Annotated in this window: 28 protein-coding genes, 1 tRNA gene and 1 pseudogene; 16 read left to right on the forward strand and 14 right to left on the reverse strand. The window is 65.9% G+C overall.

Annotated elements, in window-relative coordinates; translation table 11 throughout:
- Window positions 1-169 precede the first annotated feature (169 nt).
- Entirely contained in the window at window positions 170-1,552 is a 1,383-nt protein-coding gene (locus C487_RS06790; RefSeq protein ID WP_049907999.1) for an oxidoreductase, read from the forward strand.
- Window position 1,553: 1 nt separating this feature from the next.
- Here the strand turns inward: C487_RS06790 and C487_RS06795 are convergent, their stop codons facing one another.
- The 3 genes from C487_RS06795 to C487_RS06805 all read right to left on the reverse strand — a co-directional run bounded on the left by C487_RS06795 (window position 1,554) and on the right by C487_RS06805 (window position 3,123).
- A complete protein-coding gene (locus tag C487_RS06795) occupies window positions 1,554-2,303 on the reverse strand; it encodes a rhodanese-like domain-containing protein (protein ID WP_006184965.1) in 750 nt (249 codons plus the stop codon).
- A 130-nt stretch (window positions 2,304-2,433) separates the two neighbouring features.
- A tRNA-Gln gene (locus tag C487_RS06800) sits at window positions 2,434-2,506 on the reverse strand.
- 131 nt (window positions 2,507-2,637) lie between these two features.
- The gene (locus C487_RS06805) at window positions 2,638-3,123 is read right to left on the reverse strand and encodes a hypothetical protein (RefSeq protein ID WP_006184966.1); all 486 of its coding nucleotides are present in this window, start codon (window positions 3,121-3,123) and stop codon (window positions 2,638-2,640) included.
- A gap of 109 nt (window positions 3,124-3,232) precedes the next feature.
- Here C487_RS06805 and C487_RS06810 point away from each other — a divergent pair, with 109 nt between their 5' ends.
- The 3 genes from C487_RS06810 (at window position 3,233) to cysE (ending at window position 5,410) form a co-directional block, all read left to right on the forward strand.
- Entirely contained in the window at window positions 3,233-3,823 is a 591-nt protein-coding gene (locus C487_RS06810) for an IMP cyclohydrolase (protein WP_006184967.1), read from the forward strand.
- A 204-nt stretch (window positions 3,824-4,027) separates the two neighbouring features.
- A complete protein-coding gene (locus tag C487_RS06815; RefSeq protein WP_006184968.1) occupies window positions 4,028-4,696 on the forward strand; it encodes a metallophosphoesterase family protein in 669 nt (222 codons plus the stop codon).
- Between the two features lie 198 nt (window positions 4,697-4,894).
- The gene (gene cysE, locus C487_RS06820) at window positions 4,895-5,410 is read left to right on the forward strand and encodes a serine O-acetyltransferase (RefSeq protein ID WP_006184969.1); all 516 of its coding nucleotides are present in this window, start codon (window positions 4,895-4,897) and stop codon (window positions 5,408-5,410) included.
- 87 nt (window positions 5,411-5,497) lie between these two features.
- Here the strand turns inward: cysE and C487_RS06825 are convergent, their stop codons facing one another.
- The 4 genes and pseudogenes from C487_RS06825 to C487_RS22195 form a co-directional block, all read right to left on the reverse strand.
- On the reverse strand, window positions 5,498-6,892 hold the full coding sequence (locus C487_RS06825) for a phosphoglucomutase/phosphomannomutase family protein (protein WP_006184970.1): 1,395 nt from the start codon (window positions 6,890-6,892) through the stop codon (window positions 5,498-5,500).
- A 76-nt stretch (window positions 6,893-6,968) separates the two neighbouring features.
- Window positions 6,969-7,903, reverse strand: a pseudogene (locus tag C487_RS06830) (hypothetical protein).
- Between the two features lie 95 nt (window positions 7,904-7,998).
- Entirely contained in the window at window positions 7,999-8,247 is a 249-nt protein-coding gene (locus C487_RS06835) for a GIY-YIG nuclease family protein (protein ID WP_006184972.1), read from the reverse strand.
- Window positions 8,248-8,326: 79 nt separating this feature from the next.
- The gene (locus tag C487_RS22195) at window positions 8,327-8,476 is read right to left on the reverse strand and encodes a DUF7563 family protein (RefSeq protein WP_006184973.1); all 150 of its coding nucleotides are present in this window, start codon (window positions 8,474-8,476) and stop codon (window positions 8,327-8,329) included.
- Between the two features lie 646 nt (window positions 8,477-9,122).
- On the opposite strand from C487_RS22195, the gene C487_RS06845 reads away from it, so the two are divergent.
- The gene (locus tag C487_RS06845) at window positions 9,123-9,290 is read left to right on the forward strand and encodes a DUF1931 family protein (RefSeq protein ID WP_004267503.1); all 168 of its coding nucleotides are present in this window, start codon (window positions 9,123-9,125) and stop codon (window positions 9,288-9,290) included.
- Between the two features lie 108 nt (window positions 9,291-9,398).
- Here C487_RS06845 and fni read toward each other — a convergent pair whose 3' ends face one another.
- Window positions 9,399-10,460, reverse strand: a complete 1,062-nt coding sequence (gene fni, locus C487_RS06850) for a type 2 isopentenyl-diphosphate Delta-isomerase (RefSeq protein WP_006184975.1) — start codon at window positions 10,458-10,460, stop codon at window positions 9,399-9,401.
- A 136-nt stretch (window positions 10,461-10,596) separates the two neighbouring features.
- Between fni and C487_RS06855 the strand changes: the two genes are divergently transcribed.
- Window positions 10,597-11,058 (forward strand): hypothetical protein, encoded by a 462-nt coding sequence (locus C487_RS06855; protein WP_006184976.1) that lies wholly within the window; start codon window positions 10,597-10,599, stop codon window positions 11,056-11,058.
- 442 nt (window positions 11,059-11,500) lie between these two features.
- Here the strand turns inward: C487_RS06855 and rpiA are convergent, their stop codons facing one another.
- From rpiA to C487_RS06875, 3 genes are all read right to left on the reverse strand, one after another.
- Window positions 11,501-12,208: a ribose-5-phosphate isomerase RpiA gene (gene rpiA / locus C487_RS06865; RefSeq protein ID WP_006184979.1), complete on the reverse strand. Its 708-nt coding sequence runs from the start codon at window positions 12,206-12,208 to the stop codon at window positions 11,501-11,503.
- Between the two features lie 86 nt (window positions 12,209-12,294).
- Complete coding sequence (locus C487_RS06870; RefSeq protein ID WP_006184980.1) at window positions 12,295-13,137, reverse strand: ABC transporter permease; 843 nt, start codon at window positions 13,135-13,137, stop codon at window positions 12,295-12,297.
- Window positions 13,134-14,072, reverse strand: coding sequence for an ABC transporter ATP-binding protein (locus C487_RS06875; RefSeq protein ID WP_006184981.1), 939 nt, complete (start codon window positions 14,070-14,072; stop codon window positions 13,134-13,136). The genes C487_RS06870 and C487_RS06875 overlap by 4 nt, the downstream gene beginning before the upstream one ends.
- A gap of 335 nt (window positions 14,073-14,407) precedes the next feature.
- Between C487_RS06875 and C487_RS06880 the strand changes: the two genes are divergently transcribed.
- The 3 genes from C487_RS06880 (at window position 14,408) to C487_RS06890 (ending at window position 16,956) form a co-directional block, all read left to right on the forward strand.
- On the forward strand, window positions 14,408-14,722 hold the full coding sequence (locus C487_RS06880; protein ID WP_006184982.1) for a hypothetical protein: 315 nt from the start codon (window positions 14,408-14,410) through the stop codon (window positions 14,720-14,722).
- A 120-nt stretch (window positions 14,723-14,842) separates the two neighbouring features.
- The gene (locus C487_RS06885; RefSeq protein WP_006184983.1) at window positions 14,843-15,649 is read left to right on the forward strand and encodes an ABC transporter ATP-binding protein; all 807 of its coding nucleotides are present in this window, start codon (window positions 14,843-14,845) and stop codon (window positions 15,647-15,649) included.
- Window positions 15,646-16,956 (forward strand): ABC transporter permease, encoded by a 1,311-nt coding sequence (locus C487_RS06890; RefSeq protein ID WP_006184984.1) that lies wholly within the window; start codon window positions 15,646-15,648, stop codon window positions 16,954-16,956. Before C487_RS06885 ends, C487_RS06890 begins: the two co-directional genes overlap by 4 nt.
- A gap of 68 nt (window positions 16,957-17,024) precedes the next feature.
- Here C487_RS06890 and C487_RS06895 read toward each other — a convergent pair whose 3' ends face one another.
- Entirely contained in the window at window positions 17,025-17,597 is a 573-nt protein-coding gene (locus tag C487_RS06895; protein WP_006184985.1) for a DUF5518 domain-containing protein, read from the reverse strand.
- Window positions 17,598-17,964: 367 nt separating this feature from the next.
- On the opposite strand from C487_RS06895, the gene C487_RS06900 reads away from it, so the two are divergent.
- Window positions 17,965-18,189: a hypothetical protein gene (locus C487_RS06900; protein ID WP_241431071.1), complete on the forward strand. Its 225-nt coding sequence runs from the start codon at window positions 17,965-17,967 to the stop codon at window positions 18,187-18,189.
- Window positions 18,190-18,201: 12 nt separating this feature from the next.
- A complete protein-coding gene (locus tag C487_RS06905; RefSeq protein ID WP_006184988.1) occupies window positions 18,202-19,806 on the forward strand; it encodes a hypothetical protein in 1,605 nt (534 codons plus the stop codon).
- A 7-nt stretch (window positions 19,807-19,813) separates the two neighbouring features.
- Here C487_RS06905 and C487_RS20980 read toward each other — a convergent pair whose 3' ends face one another.
- Complete coding sequence (locus C487_RS20980) at window positions 19,814-20,026, reverse strand: hypothetical protein (protein WP_049908000.1); 213 nt, start codon at window positions 20,024-20,026, stop codon at window positions 19,814-19,816.
- 69 nt (window positions 20,027-20,095) lie between these two features.
- Here C487_RS20980 and C487_RS21985 point away from each other — a divergent pair, with 69 nt between their 5' ends.
- The gene (locus tag C487_RS21985) at window positions 20,096-20,497 is read left to right on the forward strand and encodes a hypothetical protein (RefSeq protein WP_394295583.1); all 402 of its coding nucleotides are present in this window, start codon (window positions 20,096-20,098) and stop codon (window positions 20,495-20,497) included.
- On the opposite strand, the gene C487_RS06915 is transcribed toward C487_RS21985, so the two are convergent.
- Window positions 20,397-21,518: an AI-2E family transporter gene (locus C487_RS06915; RefSeq protein ID WP_006184991.1), complete on the reverse strand. Its 1,122-nt coding sequence runs from the start codon at window positions 21,516-21,518 to the stop codon at window positions 20,397-20,399. The two genes, C487_RS21985 and C487_RS06915, sit on opposite strands and share 101 nt — an antisense overlap.
- A 108-nt stretch (window positions 21,519-21,626) precedes the next feature.
- On the opposite strand from C487_RS06915, the gene C487_RS06920 reads away from it, so the two are divergent.
- The 4 genes from C487_RS06920 (at window position 21,627) to C487_RS06935 (ending at window position 26,071) form a co-directional block, all read left to right on the forward strand.
- Window positions 21,627-22,706, forward strand: a complete 1,080-nt coding sequence (locus C487_RS06920; protein ID WP_006184992.1) for a thiamine ABC transporter substrate-binding protein — start codon at window positions 21,627-21,629, stop codon at window positions 22,704-22,706.
- A 4-nt stretch (window positions 22,707-22,710) separates the two neighbouring features.
- Window positions 22,711-24,624: an ABC transporter permease gene (locus C487_RS06925; protein ID WP_006184994.1), complete on the forward strand. Its 1,914-nt coding sequence runs from the start codon at window positions 22,711-22,713 to the stop codon at window positions 24,622-24,624.
- The gene (locus C487_RS06930; RefSeq protein ID WP_006184995.1) at window positions 24,621-25,676 is read left to right on the forward strand and encodes an ABC transporter ATP-binding protein; all 1,056 of its coding nucleotides are present in this window, start codon (window positions 24,621-24,623) and stop codon (window positions 25,674-25,676) included. Before C487_RS06925 ends, C487_RS06930 begins: the two co-directional genes overlap by 4 nt.
- A gap of 83 nt (window positions 25,677-25,759) precedes the next feature.
- Window positions 25,760-26,071: a hypothetical protein gene (locus C487_RS06935; RefSeq protein ID WP_006184996.1), complete on the forward strand. Its 312-nt coding sequence runs from the start codon at window positions 25,760-25,762 to the stop codon at window positions 26,069-26,071.
- Window positions 26,072-26,091: the final 20 nt, after the last annotated feature.

Genomic DNA, 26,091 nt, shown 5'->3' on the forward strand with positions numbered 1-26,091 from the left:
ACCCCGCCCTCGATTCGCTTCCATCAGCCAAACCCGCTGCAGTGGCGCGCGACCGTGCGCCCACGCGACAACGAGGAGCATACGACGGAACTCGGGTCCGGTAACCGGCGGTGAGCCGACCATTCCGAACCGACGCTACGCTCTTGTGTGATCGGACGATATGCCGTACATGGCCACTCTCGAGGACCCGATCGATATCGGCGGGCTGACGGTCCCCAACCGACTCTACCGCGCGCCGCTGCTCGAGTGTGCGGGCAACGGTCCCGACGCGGTCGACACGCTGATCGACGACCTCGAGCCGGCCGCCGAATCGGGCGTCGGCCTCATCTGTCAGGGTGCGACGATCGTCCGCGGCGAGGGCGGCTGCGCCGCCCCGGGGATGACCCGGGTCCACGATTCCGACTTCGTGGCACGGCTGTCGCGGCTGACCGACCGCATCCACGACCACGGGAGCCGGATCGTCCTCCAACTCGAGCACGGCGGCCTCCGGAGCATGGAGACCTGGCACGCCGAGTACCGACGGGAGCATCCGGCCCTCGAGCAACTCGCCGTCTCGGAGCCGCCATGGCAGTTGCGCACCCTCGATCGACTCGGCTTGCTGGAGTACGATCCCCACGTCCTCACGACCGCCGAGGTGTACGGCCTCGCGGCGGATTTCGGCCGTGCGGCCGCCCGCGCCGTCGAAGCCGGCTACGACGGCATCCACCTCGCCGGCGCGAACATGGGGATCGTCCAGCAGTTCCTGTCGCCCTTCTACAACCGGCGGACCGACGAGTTCGGTGGGAGTCCGGAAGCGCGACTCGAGTTCCTCGCGATCGTCCACGACGAGATCCGCGAGCGGGCCGGCGACGTGCCCCTGCTGACCAAGGTGCCGGCCGAAACGCCCGCCCCACCCGCACCGGTCGTCCGCCGAAAGCTCTCGCTCGCGGACGGTATCGAAATCGCCCGTCGGCTCGAGCGGATCGGCTACGACGCGGTGGTCCCCGTCCAGACCTCCGTCGTCTGGGATATGAGCATCGTCCGCGGAGAGTATCCCGAGCGAGCGTGGGAGACCGAGACTCTGCGTAATGAGTACGACGCAGCGTTCGGCGGCGCGACGCGCAGACGACTCGTCGCCCTCGCGAACCGAATCCAGTCGCTGCAGTACGATTTCGAACCCGCGTGGAACGCGGACTTCTGCCGACGCGTACGCGAACAGGTCTCGATCCCCGTCCTCGGGGAGGGCGGGATCCGCGAGCGGGAAGAGATGGACCGACTGCTCGGCTCGAGCGGGCGGCGCGAGGACAGAGACGACGACGGCGATGGCGACGCGGCACCCGCCTGCGACATGGTCGGGATGGCCCGGCCTTTCTACGCCGAGCCGCGGCTGGGTGCGCGGCTGCTCGAGACCGGATCGGACGCGGAAACGCAGCGCGTGCTCTGTGAGAGCTGCAACAACTGTACGGTACCGCAGGTCACGGGTGCACCGGGGATCTGTCGGACGCCTGCCGTGCTCCGACGACGCGGCGAACTCGAGCGGGAGGGTGCGTACGACCGGACTGCAGGAGAGTGAGTCAGGCCGTGACGGTGTCGCTCGTCAGTTCCTTGAGCGTTCCTTCGATCGTATAATCGGGGGCCGCGACCCTGAATCGAGAGTCGGTCGAGCCCGCATAGTGGAGTTGGAGCGTGTACGAGCCGTCGTCGGCAATCGGTGCCGCTTCGGCGCGGTCCGCATCGAGTTGCTTGAGCATGACCATCTCGCCGGCGTCCGTGGCGTCGGCCTGGCCGCGAATCTCGTAGGTCGTTCGCTTCTGCGAGACCTCGGACCCCTCGAGCGGATAGCCGCGATCGACCCAGGCGTTGAATCCCTCGTCGAGCGCGTAGACGTTCTCGTAGCCGTTCTCGATCAGTTTCCCGGCTCGCAATCCGGAGAGGTGATGTGGACAGCCACAGTAGGTCACGATCCGTTGGTCTTTGGACCAGTCCGCAACCGGATCATCGTCCGGCGTGTACGGTGGAGCAGTACTTAGCGCCGCACCGGCGATGTGGGCTTTCTCGTACTGATCAGCGCCGCGGGCATCGGCGACTCTGGCCTCTTGCCGTTGATACCAGTAATAGACGTCATCGATGGGGGCCAACGGCACGTCGACACCATCGAACGTCTGCGTTTCGTACGAACTGGGATCGATCGATCGCTCTTCGGGTTCGGACTCCGAGCCCGGGCCGTATCCATCACCCTCGTTATCACCGCCACCGCCGAGGCAACCCACGACGGCCGTCACGGACGCCGTCGATCCCACTGCGAGAAACTGCCGTCGGTTCATAGGCCGACTATACGCGAGTCACCCCAATATGGGTTCTGGTAACGGTCAGATCGGTCGACCAACCCCTTCGTTTCAACTGGAAACGGAGAGACGGGGCTGGTGAAGTGCTCGAGGTGAAACGAAAGAGAAGTAGTCCATGCTGGATTCGAACCAGCGTCGAAGCCCCCAGAAGGCTTCAGGATTGGCCGCTACCCTAATGGACTGATCGGTTCGTCGGTCCCGCTTCCGACGGTGTACTACACCATAGTTGGGCTCCGTATTAGAGTGTTACGAACTCGGTCGCGATTCGAAACCGACAGCCGAAGTCCGGTATCGGAGCCGGATACACCGCTAATCAGGGGTGGAGTGAGTTGTAGTGTTCCTTCCGATGACAGTTTGCGCAGAGAACGATACACTTCTCGATCTCGTTTCGGATTCGATCTTTCGCGTATCCGAAGGCGATCATCTTCCCGACAGCCATTTCCTTCTGTTCTTCGTCGACGTGATGGAAGTCGAGGCAGACGGGATTCGTCTCGCTACAACGAGCACAGCCACCATTCGCTCGCTGAAGTTCGTTCGCCCACGCCCTGTGTGATGCCCGTCGTTCGAGCGAGCGCTCGGTATTCCAGTCGGCATTCTTATAATGCCACCGCTGGTCGACGGACAGCTCTTTCCACGACGTTCCCTCGGGAAGATCAATCTCGTCTGGTTTCGATCCGACTCGAGATCCCCTCGAGTACGCAGTCTCCAGTCCCGCCATCTCTTTCGCATCGTTCCAGCCGCCGCACAGTCGTTCGGTGGCCTCCTGCAGCGCCTCGAGACAGTCCGCTTCCGTCGTCACACCGCCGTTCGCTGCGCAATCCCATATAAAGTACAGGACGATACCGGCAGCGATCGTTCCTCGAGTGCGAACCGATATCCCTTTTCCCCTTACCCGCGCACCCCCGAGTATGTACGTCGGACGATTCGTCGTCGTCGGCCCCGAAGTCGGAGCGTACCGCGTCTCCTCACGATCGTTCCCGAACCGGGAACTCACCGCTCGAGACGAGGCCCTGACCGTGGGACCCACGGAAGACGCCCCGGAAACGGACAACCCGTACGTCTCCTACAACTGCCTGCGGGTCGTCGAGACGCCGACCGGCGAGACGGCCGCCTTCGGCAACGGCTCGCACGTCGATCCGATCGCGGAGAAACTCGAGTTGGGCTACCCCGCACGCGACGCCCTCGCGGAGAGCCTGCTGGCGCTGGACTACGAGAAGGACGACTACGACACGCCCCGCATCGCGGCGACGATCGGGGACGGCGGCGAGGCACTGATCGGCACCGTTCGCAAGGACGCCCTGCTGGTCGAGACCGTCGACGAGCCGACGCTGGTCGCGACCTACGAGACGGACGCGCCCGAACCGTTCGACCTCGAGGCCGAGACCGCCGAGGCGGCCGCCAGCGAGGTCTACGATCACGAGTTCGAACACGCGGTCTGTGCGGCCGGCGTCGCCCGGACCGACGACGGGTTCGAGACGGCCATCGAGAACGGCGACTGAGAACGGCGACCGGGTGAGCCGTAGCGCAGGACTGGGACGCCCATCGCCGGTCACTGCGGGAACGCGTCGGGCGGCGCGACTCCGTATTCAGCGACCGAAATCGCGGCGTTCGGCATCCCGGTCGTCAGAGCGCGGGTCGCGGACCGCACGCGGGTGCTGTCGATTCGGCAACCTACAAACCCCTCGCAACTGTTACTGTCGTGCATGAAGGTGGGACTCGTTTCGGACATTCACGGCAACCGGGTCGCGCTCGAGGCCGTCCTCGCGGACATGCCGCCGGTCGACGAACTGTGCTGTGCGGGCGATGTCGTCGGCTACAACCCCTGGCCGGGGGAGTGCGTCGACGAGCTGCGAGCGCGTGACGTGCCGACGGTGATGGGAAACCACGATGCCGCCGTCGTCGGGGAGACGCCGTTCCGGTTCAACGGGATGGCCAAGGCGGGCATCGACCACGCCGACCGACGGCTTTCCGAGGCGCAACTCGAGTGGCTCGCCGGCCTCCCGACGGAGCGCCGCGAGTGTGACGGCCGCGTCAAACTCGTCCACGGGCATCCCGACGATCCCGATCGGTACACCCGGTACACGTACCCCGAGGAGTTCTCGCCGCGACTGCTGGGCGACGAGGACGTGTTGGTGCTCGGGCACACTCACAAGCAGGGCGCGCGGCAGTTCGCGGCGGGGATCGTCGTCAATCCCGGGAGTGTCGGGCAGCCGCGAGACGGGGACCCGCGAGCGGGCTACGCGGTCCTCGATCTCGACGCGATGACGGTCGACACCCACCGCGTCGAGTACGATATCGACGCCGTTCAGGCGGCAGTCGAGGACGCGGGGCTCCCGAAGCGAATCGGGACCCGGCTCGCCCGTGGACAGTGATAGCGACCTCGGAAACGAATCTTTTTACACTCACCCCGCTGCTACGTTCGGGCATGGTATCTGCCGGCTCCACCGCGTGTACCGCCCGGAACGATCCTCGACACGCCGTGGGTCGGTGTTGTCGCTCGGCGCGTCGGCCGTCGACGCGAGGCCGGCGGCGCATCGCAATCGATCCCATGAGAACGACGACGGAAAGCGATGTTCGGACGCATGCGTGAGGACGTTCGGGCGATGCGTGAGCGCGACCCCGCCGCGACGGGGTGGCTCGAGGTCCTGCTGTGCTACCCGGGGTTACACGCGATCTGGGCGCATCGGCTCGCCCATCGCTGCTGGTCTCACGGGGCTAGCTGTCGGCTGCTCGCACGGCTGTGTTCCCACCTCGCCCGCTGGCTGACCGGGATCGAGATCCACCCGGCCGCCGAGATCGGCCGCCGGGTAACGATCGACCACGGGATGGGTGTCGTCATCGGCGAGACGGCCGAAATCGGCGACGACGTACACATGTACCACGGCGTTACGCTCGGCGGCGATACGAACGAACCGGTCAAACGTCATCCGACGGTCGAGACGGGGGCACAGCTCGGCGCGAACGCCACGCTGCTGGGGGACATCACGATCGGCGCGGACGCAGCCGTCGGTGCCGGCTCGGTCGTCACGAGCGACGTCGAACCCGGCGCGACCGTCGTCGGGGTTCCGGCCGAGCGAGTCGATTGACCGAGGAGACGGACCGCGACGATCCGCGGCTCGAGCGCGGTGCTGACTCCGTCAGCCCCAGGCCCCACCGACGCCGCCAACCGACGCTTAGACGAGCGGTGCGACCAGTTCCTGGCCCGCCTCGAGCAACTCCCCGATCCGCTCCTCGTCCTCGGCTTCGGCGTAGACCCGCAGTACTGGCTCGGTGCCGCTCGGCCGAACCAGCAGCCACGAGCCGTCGGCCAGCAGGAGTTTGAACCCGTCGGCGGTGTTGACGTTCTCCACCGCGGTTCCCGCGACGGTCTCGGGGATCGCGTCCTCGAGCGCCGCCAGGACCCGCGATTTCTCGTCGTCGGGACAGTCGACGCTGCGCTTGTCCTGAACGACGGTGCCGTGTTCGGCGAGCAGTCGGTCGACCCGGTCGTCAAGGGGCGCTTCGGCGTGCATCAGCGCCGCCAGCAGAGCCATCAGGACCCCGTCCTTCTCTCGGACGTGGCCCCGAACGGTGAAGCCGCCCGATTCCTCACCGCCGACCAGCGCGTCGCCCTCGGCCATCGCCTCGGCGACCCACTTGAAGCCGACCGGGACCTCACGGACGGTCTCGCCGTGGGCCTCGGCAACCCGATCGATCAGATACGTCGTGGAGACGGTCCGGACAGCCGCGCCCGACGCGTCCTCGAGGAGGAAATCGTACAGTGCGGCGAAAAAGAGGTTCTCGTCGAGGTAGCCGCGTTCCGGCGTGACGATCGCGAGGCGGTCGGCATCGCCGTCGTTGGCGATACCGAGATCGACGCCGCTGGTATCGTCGGTGACGGTCGCGATCAGGCGGTCGAGGTTCTCGGCGGCGGGCTCGGGCGAGCCGCCGCCGAATTCGGGGTCTCGTTCGCAGCGATAGCGCTCGAGGGAGGCACCCGCGCGCTCCAGCAAGGCGTCGGTCGTGTCGCGCCCGCTCCCGTGCATGGCGTCGTAGGCGACGCTGAGTTCGGATATATCGGTCCCGCCGGTGATCGACGCGGCGAGTTCGAGGGCGGCGTCGGCGTGAGGGGTGGCGAAGTCGACGTCGCGAACCGTTCCGTGTTCGCTCTCGGGAAGCGGATCGGGGTCGGCGAGGCGATCCGCGATGGCGTCGGTGACGGCCGGCAGGGCCGGCGCGCCGTCCGCGGGGATGAACTTCACGCCGTTGTACTCCGGCGGATTGTGCGAGGCGGTGATCACCAACCCGCCAGCGAGGTCGCGGTCGGCGATCGCATGGGCTACCAGCGGCGTCGGCCGATCACGGTCGGAAAGCAACACGTCGAACCCGTTCGCACACAGCACTCGCGCCAGTTCCTCGGCGAACCCCCGCGAACTCTCGCGGGCGTCGTACCCCACCGCGACCGGTCCCTCGAGTCCGGTGTCCGTGAGGTACGTCGCGACCGCCTGTCCCACCATTCGAACGCGAGGTACGGTGAACTCCGCGAGCGTCGCCCGCCAGCCGTCGGTACCGAAGCTGATCGTCTCCATACCCTGTGGTCATTGCCGGCCGCGAAAAAAGCGACGCTGGCGGACGGGAACCGCAAGCGATGGATCGCCGACGGAGTCAGGCGTCGACATCAGTGAGGCGCTGTTCGAAGAGCCGTTCGCCGGTCTCCTCGCAGGTGACGGCAACGACCTCGTGGGAGGTACAGCAGGATTCGACGACTTCCTCGCCCATCCGGACGTCACCGCCGGACGGACACGTCTCGAGGAACATCCGGAGTCCGTTGAGCACCTCGCCTTTCGTTTCGGGGTCGAAGGCGTCCCAGTCGTCCATCCACGTCTCGAGGGCCCGACTTGCGGCGACATCCGCGATCAGGGCGGCTCGAGAGGGCCAGCGGCCGGCTCCGCCGGCACTGGACAGCAGGGCGCGACTCTCACCGCGTGTCTCGAGTTCGAACTCGTCGGGATCGGCGTCGAATCCGAACGCGTCGACGGCCGCATCGACATCGACGCCGGACTCGGAGAGCGGGTCGATTTCGTCAAACCAGGCGGTCTCGAACTCGTCGGTGAGACAGAGGTCGTCCCGATCCGCGCAGGGCTCGAGGACATCGTGATCGAGGAAGAACGTCTCGAGGTCGGCGACGGCGGGTTCGTCGGTGTCGGCGGTCGACTCGTCGCCAACGGCGTCGGTGTCGGTCGACGCGACGGCATCGGATTCGTCGAAGGTGGTCTCGCGACCGGCTGCCGGGCGATCGGTCGAGTCGACGGTGCCGAGGCCGCTCGCCACCGCCGGATCGGGCTCCTTGCCGAACCAGCGCAGCACTTCCGGCGGGAGGTACCGCTTGGTCAGCGTCGGCGTGCCGGGGACGAGATACCCCCGAAGATAGATTAGCGCGATCGACACCCCCACGGCGAGTACCCCGCCGAGGCGGGACTTCCGCGCGATGACCGAGCCGACCACCGCCGCAATGACGAGATTCAACACGGTACAGGGCTCACACCGGTTCTCACCGGTGTACTCGGCTGTTTCAGGTCGTCGACGACATCGAGTTGCATCTCGGTCATACTATCACGACCTGTATGTATCTATTTTTCGGAGTGGATGTGTGAGATAATGGTCGACGCGACGGACGGGGACATCGAACGGGGGCTCACTCGAGGCCGACCAATCGTTCCTTCGCGGTGCGACTCAGTTGTTTGATTTCGTACTCGCGGGACATGGCGGCCGATTTCGAGTCGAACGTCTCACGGTGGCGGAGTTCGACCGGTGTCCGTCCGCGCGTGTATTTCGCTCCCTCGCCGGCGTCGTGTTCGGCGACGCGCCGCTCGAGGTCGGTCGTGTAGCCGGTGTACAGCGAGCCGTCGGCACACTCGAGAACGTAGACGACGTGATCGGCCATCGGTCGTGGCCAGGCGTGGGAAGGTAAAAAGCGTCTCGTCCGTGGGGGCGCGTGGTTGTTGATCCGCGTCACTCCGAGGTCAGGTACCGCGGGCGCGCTCTTTCGCGGCTTCTGCGATTCCCGCGTTGGCCGAACAGCTGACACACGCATGGATTTCACCGTGTTCGTCGGCGAAAACGCGTGCAAACCGTTCGGAGACGTGCGCGCCGCAGTGATCACACTTGGGCATTGGTCACACCGGCCGGAGCCGGTACTACCGACTACTGGGCGAACGGATAAATAGCCTTCTCCATACACTGTTTGGCTTTTCCGTTGTGGAAAGTATTTTTCCGAAATGGTGCACGCTACGCAGTCACGTGCCGCATCGATCGCTCGAGCGATCAGCGTCGCCTGCCCGCTCGAGACTGGAATGCCGATGACCGGCGTGTCGACCGGTCCCGCCAGGGACATGGTCGCAACTGAAACGAGTGACACACTGATCGCAACCCCGTCCTGCGATCAGGTGTGCAGTGACTGTCAGTTGCGACTATAGCCACCATCGCGTCGAGCGACGGCGGCTCGTACTGAGCCGTCGTCACGCGAACCGTCGGGGACGGTCTCGAGGGCCGACGCACTCGACTCCGTCGACCCGGTCGGCCGAGACGGGACGGAGATCCAGTGACTCGGTATCGCTGAACGCGCGTACGAGCCCCAGAGGGCCGCGCGCGAGCCGAATGCCGGGCTCGAAGAGCCGCGAAATGCCGGACGGGTGCTCATCGAACATATACTTTCCGGTGGTGACGGGGATCGAAACGGGCGAATGAACCGCTGCAACCCCCGTATTTCTACGACTAACCAAAAGCATTATATGAGGTAACGCGAAACGAGTAGATCGTATGGCAGATCTTATCGTCAAAGCCGCCGTCAAGGAAGCGCTCGATGACAAAAACGTTGCTTCGGACTTCTACGACGCGCTCGACGAGGAAGTCGACGAGCTCCTCGAGGACGCCGCCCGGCGCGCAGAGGCTAACGACCGGAAGACGGTCCAGCCCCGCGACCTGTAAGGCACGATTGAACCGCGATTTTTTCGGCCGCTACGTCGATAGCGGTTAGCATCGCCGACCGGAGAAGTGAGCGCCCGCCTCACCCCGAGACGGACCGCACGAACGCACTTAGCGGCGGCGCTGGTCGATGTACTCGTTCGTTCGTCCGAGCACGACGTATTCCGTGTCCCGTAAGTCCGAAAGCGACGCCGAACCGGTGACGAACATCGCCGTCCGCAGTTCCAACACGAGCGTCTCGATGAGTTCGACGACCTCGTCGACACCCTGCCCGGCCGGCCCGAGAAACGGTTTCGCGAGCCCGCCAGCACGGGCCCCGAGCGCGATGGCCTTGGCGATATCCAGCCCGGAGCGAACGCCGCCGCTTGCGATCACACAATCATGGACTGTCGCCGCCTCGAGCGTGCTCACCGCTGTCGGGACGCCCCATGCGCGAAACAGGCGGCCGATCGCTTCCTGTCGCTCGGCACCGACCGCGGCTGCTCGATGGGACTCGATTCCCGACCACGTCGTTCCGCCCTGACCGGCGACATCGACAGCATCGACGCCGGCGTCGGCGAGCCGGGTCGCCGTTTCTCGTGACATTCCGTTGCCCGTTTCTTTGACGATCACCGGCACCGAAAGCTCGTCGGCGACTCGCTCGATCGCTGCGAGACACCCACGGGCGTCGACGTCGCCTTCTGGCTGGACGGCCTCCTGCAGAAAGTTCAGGTGGATCGCCATCGCGTCGGCGTCGATCATCTCCACGGCTTCCTCGACGTCGTCCACGCCGTACTCGAGCAACTGGGCCGCACCGACGTTTCCGTAGAGGAAGGCATTCGGGGCGGCGTCTCGGACGACCGTATACGACTCGAGGACCGCTTCGTCGTCGAGTTCGAGGCCGGCACGCTGGCTGCCGACGCCCATGGCGACGTTCGTGCGTTCGGCGGCGTCCGCGAGCGTCCGATTTAGTTTCGTGGTGTTCGGGTGTCCCCCGGTCATGCTCTCGATAACGATCGGGGCTGCGAGTTCGTGTCCGAACAGGTCCACGGTCGTCTCGATCTCGTCGCGGTGAACCTCCGGGAGCGCCTCGTGGACGAGGTCGATATCGGTAAAGCCTGCACCGGTCGTCTCGACGTCTTCTTCCTCGATAATACGGATGTGGTCGTCTTTTCGATCGGATGTCTCGGGCATTGAACCGTCTCCTCCGAAGGGTCGCGTGTCCGTGTTGAAAAGCTGTCTATTCCGCGTTGCGATCGACGCCACGACCGCCGATCCGCCGGCCGCCGGCTCGAGGTTTTTGTCACGCGCCGTGGGAGGTGTGAGACACATGTTGCGCAAACTCCTGCTCGGCTTCGGGATCGTCGAGATCCTCAAACCGGAGCCGATTATCGGGCTGTGCGAGCGGATCGGGCTGCGAAACTCCGGCGAGATCGAGCGACGGCCGTTGGCGCTGACGGGAGCCCGGATCGAGGGGCTCGTCTTCGTCTGGTTGCTCGTCCGCGGCCGACAAGGATCGACACTCGTCTCTGCGTTGCTGGGGAGTGCCGGACTGACGCTCGTTCTGGTTCCCCGGCCGATCATCGAACTCAGCCAGCACCTAGTCTACGCCGAGACGGACCGGCTCGAGTTACAGCCGTGGGTAGTCCCCGCGGCGCGGCTGCTGGGTGTGCTCTATCTGATCGTGACCCTGCTCTCACGGAGTCCGGGTACCGAATCGGCCGGCAACAGCGGAGCTGCCGAGAGTACAGACGACTCGGCACAGTCGGCAAGCCGACTCCCTTCGCGGTGACTCTCGACATGCGACGAGCACTGGTGATCGGCGTCGGGGTGCTCGAACTACTCGCCCCGAGACGTGTTATCCGGTTCGGCGAACGCCTCGCGTTTGCGAACCCCGAGGACGGACAGCTGCGATCACGGACAGTCCCGATCGCTCGGCTCGAGGGAGTCGTGTTCGTCTGGCTGGTCGGCCGCGAGGNCAGAGATGTGTATAAGAGACAGCGCTGGTCCCGCAATCGGTCGTCGAGATGAACCTTCATCTGGCCTACGAGAACGCGGATGAACTCGAGCTGAAACGATGGGTTGTCCCGCTGACACGCCTGTTAGGCGTTGTTTCCCTGCTCGCTGGCCTGTTCGCGACGCCGGTCGATACGCCGACGGACTCGGACGCGCCTCGACGCGACGGGGCGGCAGAAACTTACCGGGCATCGTAGAGGACGGGCTGTCGAATCGGCTCAATACTGGTGAACGTCGACGCCGTCTTCGGTGCCGACGTAGGCCGCGTCGGCCATCCCGACGAACAGGCCGTGTTCGACGACGCCCGGAACCGTAGAGAGTCGCGTCGCCAGTCGGTCGGGGTCGTCGATCGGGCCGAACTCGCAGTCCAGCACCAGATTGCCGTTGTCGGTCACGACCGGCCCGTCCTTTCGTTCGGCCGCTCTGAGGGTCGCCTCGCCGCCCAGTTCGGTGAGGCGGTCCGCGACGACGGTATGTGCGTCGGGGAGCACTTCGACGGGAACCGAGCGCTCGAGTCGGGCGGTCAGCTTCGAGGGGTCGGCGACGACGACGAATCGATCTGCCGCCGTATCGACGAGTTTCTCGCGCGCATGGGCCGCGCCGCCGCCCTTGATGAGCGCGCCATGAGCGGTGGCATCGGGCGCGTCGACGACCCGATCGGCACCGTCGATCGCGAGGTCGACGCCGTCTGCGGCGTCGAGATCGGTCAGGGGAATCCCGACTTCCAGCGCCAGTTGCCGGGCTTGAAACGAGGTCGGGATGCCCCGGACATCGAGGCCGTCGTCGATCGCCCGTCCGATCGCCCGGATGGCGTGGGCGGTCGTCGACCCGGTGCCGAGTCCGACCACGAATCCGTTCTCGACGTCCGCAACCGCCCGTTCACCGGCGCGCCGTTTCGCTGCATCGGAACCGCCGTCCGTCTTCATGGGTGTGCAAGCGAGCGGCGGCGAGAAAAACGTTGCACCTCCGCCCGGCCCGTAGCGCTACCGGTTGGCCGCTATGGCCGACCGTATCAGAGGTCGACGTAGTCGAACCGCCAGAGGCCGAGTCCGATCGGGACGGCGGCCCAGACCGCGAGGATGACGAACCCGAACCAGGGCTCGGCGACGAGCGGCAGCGTCGAGATGTCGTACGCGCTGGCCACCGTGGGACCGGACTGGTTCAGCACGGCACCGATCGCGGAGCCGTAGGCGGCGTCCGGTGATACCGCGTTGTAGACGAAGTACCAGCCGGGTGGTGACTCCATCAGAAACGTCCCCTCGATCACATAGAGGAGGATCGTGCCGACGATCCCCCAGATGACTTTGAACAGGATCACGACGCAGAGCGCACCGACCGCCGCTCTGGTCGTCGACCGCGTCATCGCGGAGAGCCCGACGCCGATGGCGACGTAGACGAGTCCGAACAGTATCGTCACGGCGGTGAACGCGACGTAATCGGTGAGCGAGACCGAACCGACGAACGCGAAGAGGCCGAGCAGGCCGATGGTAAAGCCCACGAAGATCGAAACGGCCACGACGCCAGTCCGGCCGAGCACCTTCCCGAGAACGACGTCGCGACGGCGGTGCGGGAGACCGAGCAGGAACTTCAGACTGCCGCTCTCTCGCTCGCCGGCGATCGCACCGTATCCGACGATCAGGGCGATAATCGGGACGAGAAACCCGGCGGGTGCCTGGAGAGTGAGGACCAGTTCGATCGTCGACTGGGCACTGGCGTCGTCGGACAGTCCCGAGAGCCACGATGCGAGGGCCGCGCCGCCGACGGTAAACAGGGCGAACAGGACGGTCAACCCGATCAGCACGCGCGACCGAATCGCATCCCGGAAATCCTTCTTCGCGACGATGATCGCACTCATTGTATCACCCCCGCACTGCCGGCCGCGTCCGAGGTGTAGGCGACGAACAGGTCCTCGAGCGAGGAGTCGTCGGTTTCGAAGTCCTCGACTGAGACGCCGTGCTCCTCGATTCGCCGCAGTACGGTCGTCTTCGCGCGGTCCTCGCAGGCGACGATGAGGGTCCGGCCCTCGGGCTCCACCGACGACACGCCGTCGATGGATTCGATCGCCGCGAGCGCGGCCGCGGAATCGTCGGGGATGCGGTCGAGCGTCACGCGGAGCCGGGTCTGGGTCGGCATCGAGTCGCGGAGGCCGTCGATGGTGTCCTCGGCGATCAGGTGGCCATCACGGAGAATGCCGACGCGGTCACAGACCGCCTCGACCTGCCCGAGAACGTGCGAGGAAAAGAAGATGGTCGCACCGCGGGCGTTCTCCTCACGGATGATTTCCCGCATCTCGCGGGCCCCGTTCGGGTCGAGGCCGGTCGAGGGCTCGTCGAGGATCAGCAGATCGGGCTCGCCGACAAGGGCCGTCGCGAGCATGAGCCGCTGGGCCATCCCTTTCGAGTAGCCGCCGGCTTTCTTCCCGGCGGCGTCGGCGATTCCGACCCGCTCGAGGAGTTCGTCGGGGTCGTCGTCGGCCGCTTTCGATTCGATCGCGAACTCGACGTGCTGGCGACCGGTCAGGCGGTCGTACAGCGTGGCCCCTTCGGGAAGGATGCCAGTCCGCTTGCGGATCTCGAGGCTATCCGATCGTGCGTCCAGATCGAAGACGCGGACGTCGCCGCGAGTCGGCCGGATGAAATCGAGCACGAGGTTGATCGTCGTGGACTTGCCCGCGCCGTTGGGGCCGAGAAAGCCGTATATGTCTCCGCTCTCGACGGTGAGGTCAAGTCCGTCGAGTGCCAGTTCGGTGCCGTATCGTTTCGTCACGCCGGAGATATCGATCGCGGTCACGTTAATTATCCAAGTTATTTACGTGCGGATATAAATACCTTGCTTGGGACCCCATCGCAACCGATCGCCGAGTGGACGAGTGCGCCAGCGGTAGCATTGCCCGTCGCCGGCCACTGAGCGGAGAGGCGTCTGCCGGTATCGACCGGGTGGCGTCGTCGTTTCGTGCTTGATCTAGTATATCACTGATGGAAAAGTGAGAAAGAAATATAACACCTATTCGATTATCATCACTTGTATATGAGAGTACTCACGTCGCGTTCGATCGATCGAAGCGGTAGCGATCGACACGGGAAACCCGACGGTCGATCGATGGACGAGTCGAACGGGGTGGTGTGATGGTGCAACTCGCCCTCCTCCCACTGCAGGCCGGCGGCGAAGCCGTCAACGTCGACTCCACGGCGGCCCTCGTCGGGATGATAATCGGGCTCATCATCGGTGTGCTAATCGCGGCCGGTGCCGGATACTGGGTGTACAAAGACGCCTCGAAGCGCGAGAACAACGAACTCCTGTGGGCGATCGGCGTCGCGGCGACGCTGTTCATCGTATTTCCGGTCGGAATCATCGTCCTGATCGCGTATGTCATCGTTCGGGGCAACGAAACGCAACCGGAACCGGTGCAGGAAGGCGGAGCCGCCGGCGGCGACTGGTAGTCGCCGATCGGCTCGACGCCGATCCGGACGCATCGACGACCGGACGGCCGCGCCCCCGCTTCGTTTGCGGCCCGTGCTGTTGCGCCGAACTTTTTTTGAATCGTCCGTGGACGATCCTGCATGGCACGGGAGACGGCGGTCGCCCTCGAGAACGTCCGCAAGACCTATCGGATCGGCGAACCCGTTCACGCGCTCGACGGGGTCTCCCTCGCGGTGCCGCGGGGATCGTACACCGCGATCATGGGACCGAGCGGGTCCGGCAAGTCGACCCTGATGAACCTCGTGGGCTGTCTGGACACGCCGACGGCGGGCGAGGTCGTCGTCGGCGGCCGGCCGGTCGGCGAACTCGAGGACCGCGAACGGACGCGGCTCCGGGGGACGGAGGTGGGGTTCGTCTTCCAGACGTTCAATCTGATGCCGCGGCTGAACGCCCTCGAGAACGTTGCCCTGCCGCAGTTGTTCCAGGGTATCGATCGGGCCGAACGCCGGGAGCGGGCGCGGGACCTGCTCGAGCGGGTGGGCCTCGGCGACCGCGCGGAGCACCTGCCGAACGAACTATCGGGGGGCCAGCGACAGCGGGTGGCTCTCGCGCGAGCACTGGTCAACGACCCGGCGATCGTACTGGCCGACGAACCGTCGGGGAACCTCGATACCGACACCGAAGCGGACATTCTGGACCTCTTCGACGAGTTTCACGCGGCCGGGACGACGATGCTCGTCGTCACCCACGAGCGACACGTCGCCGACCGCGCCGACCGCATCGTCCACCTCCTCGATGGGACAATCGAGCGGATCGAGGACCTCGAGCGCGGCAATGACGGTGGGTCGGCAGTGGACCCGGGACGCGGGACGGAGACGACACCCGACGCGGACGCCGATTCCGAGACGGGGTCGCCGACGGGACGTCGGGAGGCCGATTCCGAATGAATCCGCTCGAGAGCCTGCGTCTATCGTGGCGCTCCATTCGCGGTCACAAGCTCCGATCGGCGCTGACGACGCTGGGGATCGTGATCGGCATCGCGGCGGTGATCGCGTTCGTCACGCTGGGTGCCAGCCTCCAGGCGGGCATTATCGGCGACATCAGCCCGGACGACCGGCGCAACGTCTACGGCTGGGCCGCCGATCCCGACACCGAGGGTGGCCCCTTGGCGGGAGCCCAACCGGTGTTCACCCCGGACGACCTCGACTCGGTTGCGTCGCAACCGGACGTGGCGGCGGCCTACGGGTACGCGACGATTCAAACGCAGGCGATCTCGAACGGCAACGAGACGGTCGCACAGGGGAACGGACTGATCGCCACGGGGCCGTCGTACATCCGTGAGGGCAGGCTGGCCGAGGGCAGGCAATTCGAGCGAGGGGACCGCGAGGCGGTTGTCAATCCCGCGGCGGCGAACCAGTTCGAGGAGAACGTCACTATCGGCGACGAACTCACGGTGACGATCCTCGGCGGCGAGCGCACGACGCTCGAGGTGGTCGGCATCACCGACACCAGCGAGGGACAGAGTCCGTTCGAAGGCTTCGAATCCTCGCCGCGGGTCTACGTGCCGACGGACCCCTACTACGTGGAGCAGGCGGCCGGGCTGGGAATCGGCGGCGGGAGCGATGGAAGCGGGAACGATACCGGTGCCGGCAGTGAAAACGGAACCGGCACCGGTGACGCCCGCTTCCTCGCGATCATTATCGAAGCCGACTCCGCCGCCCAGTCCGATATCGACGCCGCCCGCGAGAGCGCGACCGCCTACCTCGAGAGCGAGCAGTCCGACGCGAGCGAGTTGCTGGGCGACGATCTCGCGGTCACGTTCCAGACGAGTACGGAACTGCTCCAGCAACTCCAGGACGTGCTGGCTCTGCTGCGGAACTTCATCGTCGGCATCGCGGCTATTTCCCTGCTGGTCGGCTCGATCGGCATCGCGAACATCATGCTCGTCAGCGTCACCGAACGGACCCGGGAGATCGGCATCATGAAAGCCGTGGGCGCGCAGAACCGCGACGTACTCGGACTCTTCTTGACCGAAGCGGTGATCCTCGGCGTCATCGGCGCGATCCTGGGAACGGGGCTGGGGCTGCTCGGCGGCTATCTCGGCGCGCAGTACATCGACCTGCCGCTGGTCTACCCCCTCGAGTACGTGGCGCTGGCGATCGGCGTCGGAGTCCTCGTCGGGATTCTCGCCGGCCTGTATCCAGCCTGGCGGGCCGCGCGAACGGACCCGATCGATGCGCTCAGATACGAGTAACCCGTCGTACAAAGCGCTTCACCATCGCTTTCGGCGGTCGGAGCGGCTGGCATCGGTCACGGTCGTGATCACCGATCCGACTCGTACTCCCGGTCACGGTCCGGGTAGCGATCCCCGTCGGACCCGGCCGATGGGTCCCGATCCGACCGTCCGTCGCGGTCCCACCCTCGCGTCGTCTCGGGATCGCGGTCCGGGGACGGCGGGACATCGGCAGCGTGGGACGGGCGCTCCGACGCCGTCGAGAAGCCGATCGTGTCCCGCGTCCGCCGTCGTTTCTCGGGATACTGGCGCGCGAGGTAGGCACCCAGATAGCCACCGAGCACCGAGAACCCGATGGTGTAGACGAGCACGATCAGGAGGGCGACGACGACGAAAATCGAGAGGACGGCGATGCCGCCGCCCGGAACGCCGCCGAGGAGTCCCAACCCGAGGAACCCGAAGACGAGGGCCCCTCCGGTCGCGATCGGGAGGAACATGACGAATCCGGCTATCACGCCCGCGATCGTTCCCGCCCGTCCGTCGGGTCCCTCGAGAAAGCCCGCGACGGCTCCGCCGAGGACGGTCGAGCCGGGGATAAACGAGAGCGCGACGCCGACGACGGCACCGATGACCGCGTTGACGAACGTGCGAGTGCTGACCATGCCGAACGGACGACGGGACCGGTGAAAATTGTGGCGGAGAACGGCGTAAATGGACAGGGGAAACGGTTGTCTCGAAGGGGTACCCGCCGGTCGGTGGCAGCTTCAGTTCGTAGCTGTTCAGTATCACCAGAAGACATATGACCTGGTGGTGAGAACCCAAATGTGAGTTATGAGACATGATCAGGCCACCACAGAGAAGGGACTCTCGACCCGGCCGGACGGAGTCGGCAAGCGCCGATGGGTCGGTTCGAAACCACTCACCGCGGTCCGAGACGGTCGAGTTCTCGACCGCCGACGGCGAACGCAGTGTAGCCGCAGGAAGACTCGAGCGGGCGATAGTGGACCCGGCGAGCAGTGACCGATCACCGTGGACCCAACAACGATGACAGAACCAACCATGCTCGGACGGCTGAATGGAGTATTGAAAGAAAACTATCTTCTTCACGCAGTCATCGCGATGCTCGTCGTTTTCGTTATCAGAATCGGGTTCAACATCTATAACGGAGAGGACCCATCGTTCATCGAAGCAATCGCTTCCGGTGTATTCATGGGGGTAATATACTACGGCGGAATGAAATACGGCAGCTCGTAGTCACCCCGAGGAATGGCACGACACGACCGGACTCTCGTCCACGGACTGCGGATCGGATACGTCGACGTGGTGCGGGACTGGCGGACGCTCAAGCGGGACCGCGTCCGACTCGCGTTGCTCGCTGGTGCCGCTCTCTTCGGGACGCTCTATCTCGGACTGATGGCGCTGGTCGTCCAGGGTCGAACGGCCGACCTCGCGGCTCGAGCCGAGCCGTCGCTACCGCCGGCGGTGGGTTTGCTCGTGACGCTGCTGTGGCTGTCGAGTACTCTCATGTTCGGCCAGCGAGCGGCGGTCCGAACGATCGATATCGACGCCCCATCGCTGGTGCTGACCAGCGTTCGACCGAGAGCGGTGACGATCGGCGTTCTCTTCGCGGAGTTCCTGCGTGGACTCGCGTTCGTCGTCCTCCCGGTCGGCATCCTCGGTATCGGATTCGCCACCGGTGCCGGGACGCCCGTTCCGATCCTGACGCTGCCGCTCGTTACCGTCCTCTTTCTGACGAGCAGCGTCTGCGCAGGCATTGCGATCGGTGCCGCGGTCGCCGTCTGGGGTCGCCGCGCCCGCTGGAAGACCGAGTACGTGGCCGGCGGGCTGGCCCTCTTCGGCGCGCTCGTCGTCGCCGGGGTGATGACACGACTGAGTACGACCCCGGAGCTGGCCGCTGGGCTGCCGACGAGTTGGTACGGCGACCTCTTCGTCGTCGGGACGCCGATCGCGGCGAGCCAGGCCCGCGCCTTCGGCGCGGTGCTCGGGACGGTCGCGATCGGCTACGCGGGCGCGACGGTAACCGAGCGGTTCGCAACGCAGCTCTGGCTCGGCGAAGTAGGAGCGGGCGGTAACGATCGAGGAGTCGCGGCCCCGGGCGAGCGATCACGGCCGTTCCCTCGCCTGCGAGGATGGATCGACCGTCCGACGCGGTACGTCGCGTGGCGATCGCTCCACCGAGTAAAACGCGACCCGACCCGTCTCTCGCATCTCGGCCTCCCGCTGCTGGGGGCCGCGTGGTTGCTAGTCGATCTGGCACGGTCGACGACCGGACGGTCCCTGCTTCCGATCGCCGTCGGCCTCCTCGGGTCGTGGGTCGTCGGGAGCGTCCTGACGCTAAATCCGCTCGGTGACGACGGAGGGGCGTTACCGGCGACGCTGACATCGCCGGTCGACGGGAGCCAGTTCGTGCGGGGAACCGCACTGACGAGCGCGCTCGTCGGCGTGCCGCTGCTCGTCGCGGCCGGAAGCGCGGTCAGCATCGCGACATCGGCGCTTCCGCTCGCGCTCGGACTGAGTCTCTGGGTCGGCGTTCACGGAGCGGCCGCCATCGGGATCGCACTCGCCGTCGGCATGCGCTTTCCCCGGTTCGGCGCGATACGGGTCAGCCGTCGGCGAACCGTGGTCCCGCCGAGTTTGTCGGCGATCGTGATCTACTCGATGACCGTACTGTCGCTCGGACTGATCGGGGTCGGCGCTCTCGTCGGTCCACGGCTCCTTTTGCACGACGGCGCGGCAGCAACGATCGCTCAGGGCGCGTCGGTACTGGTGTGGCTCTCCCTGGAAGGTGGAATCGGATACGGCTGTTATCGAGCGGCGGTACGGCGGTTCGATCGATATACGCTCGAGTGAGCGGTGACTACAGTTCCCGGCGGAGCGTGCCGGCGAGGTCGAAGTAAAACGAGAGGACGGCACACCCGAGCAGAACGACGATCGAACCGAGGTAGAGTTCGAGCCCGAGCGTCTCGAGCATCCAGTCCGGGTCGAGAAAGCCGGTTGCGATCACCAGTGTACAGACGGCTGCGATACCGGTGACGAGGACCGCGACCGGGAGCGATGTCTGCCGATTCATACCCGAATATCTATTGCTAGAGATGATTAATTTAATGGGTTTTATCCAATCCGATCCGATTCCGACAGCATCGTTGCCGGCTACGCCCGGGGAGAGAACTTCGCTCGAGAGGTCGTCCAATACGATCTCGAGAACCTGACGGACGCCGCCGAGGCCAGCATCGTCATCGGTCGCAATCCCGACAGCGGTGAGATCGAAGTCGCCAATCTCGATTACTACTACGAAACCGACGACGGTGTCCTCGACGAGGTGCACCGGTTCGAGCCCACGAACGGACCAGAAACTGCGTCCAACAACCCTCCGTTCCGGAACGAACGACGTGATGCGGACGGCTGTCCGGTAGCGGGACGGATCAGTCACCACGTCCCGGTCAGTCGTCGACGGCCTGCGAACTCGAGTCCTCGAACGTCGTCTCGGTATCGGCAGCCGCGTTTGGCGGCTCCTGGTCGTCGGCTTCGACGAGTTCGGTAAACGTCGTGTCGCCGTTGACTTCGTCGGCGAGCAGGTCGACGGCTTCGACGAAGACCGCGACGATCAGCGGCCCGACGACGATGCCGATCGGGCCGAGCGTGAAGAGCCCGCCGGTAAAGCCGACGAAGTAGAGGCTGCCGGGTAGGCCGGCCGACCGGCGGGAGAGCCGCGGTCGGACGGCGAGGTCGGGCAGCCAGGCCACGAATACGAGCCCCAAAACGCCGATCAGGGTCGCCGCGACGAGGTCGCCGACCGCGACGTGGTAGAGCGTGATAGGGGCGATGAGCATACTCGGACCGATGATGGGGACGAACTGTAAGACGGCGGCCATGATCGAAAGCGTCAGTGCAGCCTCGTAGCCGAGGAGTCGGAACAGTGGGTACGCGACGAGAAGCGTCGCGATCGAGGTCGCGACCTGCAGGACGTAAATCGCGTACAGCGTCTCGCGGGCCCGTTTGGTGAGCGCGTAGACGACATCACGATAGCCGTAGGGAATCGGCGCGACGGCGGCTCGACCCGCTTCGTCACCCTTGAGCAGGAGGCCGAACATGAGAACGATAAACAGCGCGAACTTGATCCCGAGCACCGGCAGCGCCAGCGCGAACGAGGTCGCGGCGTCGCTGAGATAGTCGACCGAAAGCGCCTGTATCTCCCCGGCTTCGACGGTGTACGTCGCCTCGAGCACCGTCACGGAGAACTCCGGAGGGAGGGCCTTGACGGCGTCGAGCACCTGCTCGATGCGGAAATACAGCGCGACGACGATCGGTGCGAAGACCGCGATAGCGGCGACGAAGCCGACGACGGTCGCCGCGAGCGCGCCGGTCCACTCGGAGAGGCCGCGCCTGACGAGCCAGCCTTGAACGGGCAGAAGGACGTAGGCGACGGTGAGCGCAAAGAGGATCGTCCCGAGAACGTCGAGCAGGATACCGCCCGTGAGGACGCCGAGGGCGACGACGATTCCAGCGAGGACGTATCGTCGCCGGCCGTTCGAACTCGCCGGTCCGGTCGATGATCCTGTCACAGCGGTGCGTCTCACCCGGACAATAAAGTCTTTCGGCTCTGACGGCGGTGCTGGAACGAAACGATGCCGATCACGGGCCTTAAGACTACCCAGTGCAACCACCCGGTAATGAGACGACGAACGTTCGTTGGCGCAGTCGGTGGGGGTGCAGTCGCCGGCGTCGCAGGCTGTCTGACACGCGACAGTACGTCGGGAGGCAGCGACGGCGATACGCTTCGCATTGCGACCTACCCCTCGATGGTCGAAGAGGGGGACCCCGCCGGCGTGTGGCTCAAGGAAGCGTTCGAGTCGGCGTATCCCGAAGCCGAGATCTCCTGGACGGTGCCCGAAAACGGCATCAACACCTACATCCAACGGGCGCGACAGGACACCGTCGACGCGGACGTGTACTTCGGTCTCAACATCGACGAACTCGTCCGTGTCGACGACAGTCTCGACGGGCAACTGTTCCGATCGCTCGAGCGGGACCGGATCGAGGGCGTCGATCGGCTCCGGGACGATCTCACGTTCGGCGATCCAAACGGCCGCGTGCTCCCGTACGATACGGGCTACATCAGCCTCGTGTACGACGAGAGCGTCGTCGCCCCGCCGGAATCGCTCGATGCGTTGCTCGGTGCCGAGTACGAGGACACCCTGATCACCCAGAACGCCCAGTCGTCCGATCCGGGGCTGGCGTTCCTGCTCTGGACCATCGCGGAGTACGGGGCCGACGGCTACCTCGAGTACTGGCGCGCGCTTCGGGACAACGGCGTACAGATCCTCGACGGGTGGAGCGAGTCGTACTTCGGATCGTACACCGAGGAGGAGCGGCCGATGATCGTCTCCTACTCGACCGATCAGGTGTTCCACGCGACGGGCGATGAGCCCGACCTCACCAGACATCAGATCGCGTTTCCGAACGGGCAAGGGTACGAGAATCCGGAGGGAATGGCGATCTTCGCCGACAGTGACAAGGCGGACCTCGCCGCCGATTTCATGGCGTTCGTGCTCTCGAGCGAGGCGCAGGCCGAGATCGCGCAGCGAAACGTCCAGTTCCCCGCCGTCGCCGACGACCACGTCGACCTCGACGAGAGCTTCAGCCAGTACGCTCACGCACCCGCAGAGCCGGTTACGTTTACGTACGACGACCTTCGGGGCACCCTCAACGGCTGGATCGAGGACTGGGCGCGCGAATTCGCCAGCCAGTAGGCTCGTGTCTCGACCGAACCGGTCCGAGCGGGGAGCCCGGCTGCGACGGCGATCGGCCGACGTTCGCCGCTGGCTCGAGCGCCGCGCGCTCGCGTTGACGACGCTCGTCACGGCCGGCGTCCTCGCCGTCATGCTCTACCTGCCGGTCGGCGTCGTCTTCGGTGAGGCGGTGATCGACGACGGCGCGGCGACGCTCGCGTTCTTCCGTGCGGTCCTCACCGATCCGTTCTACGTCGGCGTCCTCGCGGACGTCTTCGCGGAGCCGCTGGCAGTGAAAACGCACCTCGAGTCGCTGGTCGGCTGGCTCGGGGCGATTTCGGTGGCCGTGTCGTTCGAGTCCCCGCTGCCCGGCGTTTCGCTGCCGGTCCCGTGGCTCGCTCTCGAGGTGCCGCCGATCCGAAAGGGACTGTTCGGCTTTACCGCGTATCAGGCCGCGCTGTCGACGATCGCGAGCGTCGCGCTTGGACTGCCCGCCGCCTACGTCCTCGCGAACTACGAGTTCCGGGGCCGGCGAACGCTACGTTCGCTGACGATCCTCCCGTTCGTGCTGCCGGGAATCATGGTCGCCGTGGGGTTCTACGCGATGTTCGGCCGGGCGGGCACGCTCAACCAGGGACTCGCTCTCGTCGGACTGGGACCGATCCCGTTCATCGAGTGGAACCCGCTCGCCATCGTGATCGTCGCCCACGCGTTCTACAACGCGCCGCTGGTCGCTCGCGTGACCGTCGCCGCCTGGGAATCCGTCGACGCCCGAAGCGTCGAAACCGCACGCAGTCTCGGGGCGAGTCCCCGTCGCGCGTTCCGCGATGTGGTCGTTCCGCAGCTCCTGCCGGCTATCCTGACGGGCGCGTTGCTGACGTTTATTTTCACCTTCATGACCTTCCCCATCGTGCTCGCGCTGGGCGGGCTCCAACTCGCGACCGTCGAAGTCTGGATCTACGATCGGGTCCGCCGGCTCGCGTACTCCGAGGCGGCGACGCTGGCCGTCCTCGAGACGCTCCTCTCGCTTGCCCTGACCTACACCTACCTGCGGTACGAGTCCGCCCAGTCCGGCCTGGCTCGAGCGGCGACCGCACCGTCCCGAACGCCGCTGTTCCCGGACCGTCGGACGGCACTGTCGCCGCGGCGGCTGGCGATCGTCGGTTACGGGCTCGTCACCCTCGTCGTCTTTGTCGGCCCGCTGGCGAGTCTCGTCGTCGGGAGCGTGACCGACGGGAGCGGGTTCACGCTGGCTCACTACGCGTTCCTGCTCGAGCGCCAGCTCGAAGGGGCGTCGTACCAGACGTTACCGTGGGTCGCGATCCGGAACTCGCTGCTGTTCGGCGTCGCAACGTTGGCCGTCGCCGTCCCGATGGGCGTCGTCGTCTCGGTCGTGACGGTCCGGGCCGGTCGCGGCGGCACGATCGTCGATACGCTGGCGATGCTCCCGCTGGCGGTCAGCGGCGTCGTGTTCGGGATCGGGCTGTTACGTGGCTTGGTCTTCGGCGTTTCGCTGCCCGGCGGCTGGCAGTTTCGGGTGACGGGCGGGGTCGCGATCGTTGCCGCTCATGCGGTCGCGGCGTACCCCTTCGTCACGCGCAACGTCTCGCCGCTCCTGTCGACGCTCGATCCGGCACTGGTCGAGTCCGCGCGTGCGCTCGGGGCTTCCCGGTATCGCGCCCTCCGAGACGTGGAGTTGCCGCTGGTGGCCAGCGGGATCGTCGCCGGCGCAGCCTTCGCGTTCGCCATCTCGATCGGCGAGTTCTCTTCGACGGTGCTATTGGCCAGCGGAAGCCAGACCTACACCATGCCCGTTGCCGTCGAGCGCTATCTCGGCCGCCGCTCCGGGCCCGCGGTCGCCATGGGAACCGTGCTGTTGGTCGTCACGGCCGCGAGTTTCGTCGTCGTCGACCGCGTCGGCGGGAGGTTCGAGCGATGACCGAACTCCGTCTCGAGGGCGTCTCGAAAGTCTACGGGGCGAACGGAACCGGGACCAGCGCGCTCGAGGGCGTCGACATCACCGTTCGCGACGGCGAGTTTTTCACCCTGGTCGGCCCCTCCGGCTGCGGCAAGACCACGACGCTGCGGACGATCGCCGGCTTCGAAGCACCGACCGACGGAACCATCCGTTTCGACGGACGGGAGATGGGCGATGTCCCGCCCGAACGGCGGGATGTCGGCGTCGTCTTCCAGAGCTACGCCCTGTTCCCCCACATGAGCGTCGCCGAGAACGTCGGCTACGGCCTCCGATTTCGGGAGCCACCGGACGGCGTGACAGTCGACGACCGCGTCGCCGACCTGCTCGAACTGGTCGATCTCGAGGGGATGGGCGACCGCGACCCGGATCAGCTGTCCGGGGGACAGCGACAGCGGGTGGCACTGGCACGGGCGCTCGCGCCGGCACCGGACCTGCTCTTGCTCGACGAGCCGATGAGCGCGCTCGACGCACAGCTTCGGGAGTCACTGCGTCGCCAGGTCAGCCGGATTCAGTCCGAGCTCGGAATCACGACCGTCTACGTCACCCACGACCAGGCGGAGGCGCTGGCGATCTCCGATCGAGTCGCGGTCATGAACGGAGGACGGATCGAACAGGTCGGCCGGCCACAGGAGGTCTATCGGGAGCCCGCGACGCGGTTCGTCGCCGAGTTCGTCGGCGACAACAACGTTTTCGAGGGCGACGTACGGGGCCGGAACGGCGAGTACTCCCGGATAGCTATCGACGGCGAGACGTTCTCGCTGCCGTCGATCCCCGACGGAGCCGATCGTGTCACCTTCTGCGTGCGGCCGGGAGCGCTCTCGCAGGCTGCCGATCACAACCGGCTGCCGGTGACCGTCGAAACCAGCGAGTTCCTCGGGGAAACCGTCCGGGTCAACGGCCGATGGAACGGGCGCAGGGTCGTCCTGCAGCTTCCGGCCGTCCCCGAGAGCGCCGAGCTCACCGTCGGGTTCGCGCCCGACGACGCACACGTCATCGACCTCGACCGGGACTGATTCGGATCCCGCCTACCGGGGCCGCTCGGCATGCCGGAACACGCAGGTGATTTCTTTTCCCGACGGCACTGGTAGCATTCCACATGCAGATCACACGACAGCTCCGGATCGACGTCGGGCGGCGGGAGGTCGACGTCGGTACCGAAACGACCGTCCGGGTGCGCGACGACCGGCGACAGCCCGTCGAGGGAGCCATCGTTTCGACGGAGACGAAATCGACGCGAACCGACGAACGCGGGCTGTGTAAACTGCAGTTCGGATCGCCGGGGTTCTGGAAACTCACCGCCGCGAAATCCCCGACCGACCGCGTGGCGTACAAGCCCGCGTCGACGCTCGTTCGGGTCGTCCCGAACGCGGCCGCGCTTCGGCCGTATCGTCCGATCGGCTCCCGGTAACGCCATGTGATGGGATGGTA

Origin of the sequence: Natrinema pallidum DSM 3751 (assembly GCF_000337615.1) — an archaeon.
Taxonomy (GTDB): domain Archaea; phylum Halobacteriota; class Halobacteria; order Halobacteriales; family Natrialbaceae; genus Natrinema; species Natrinema pallidum.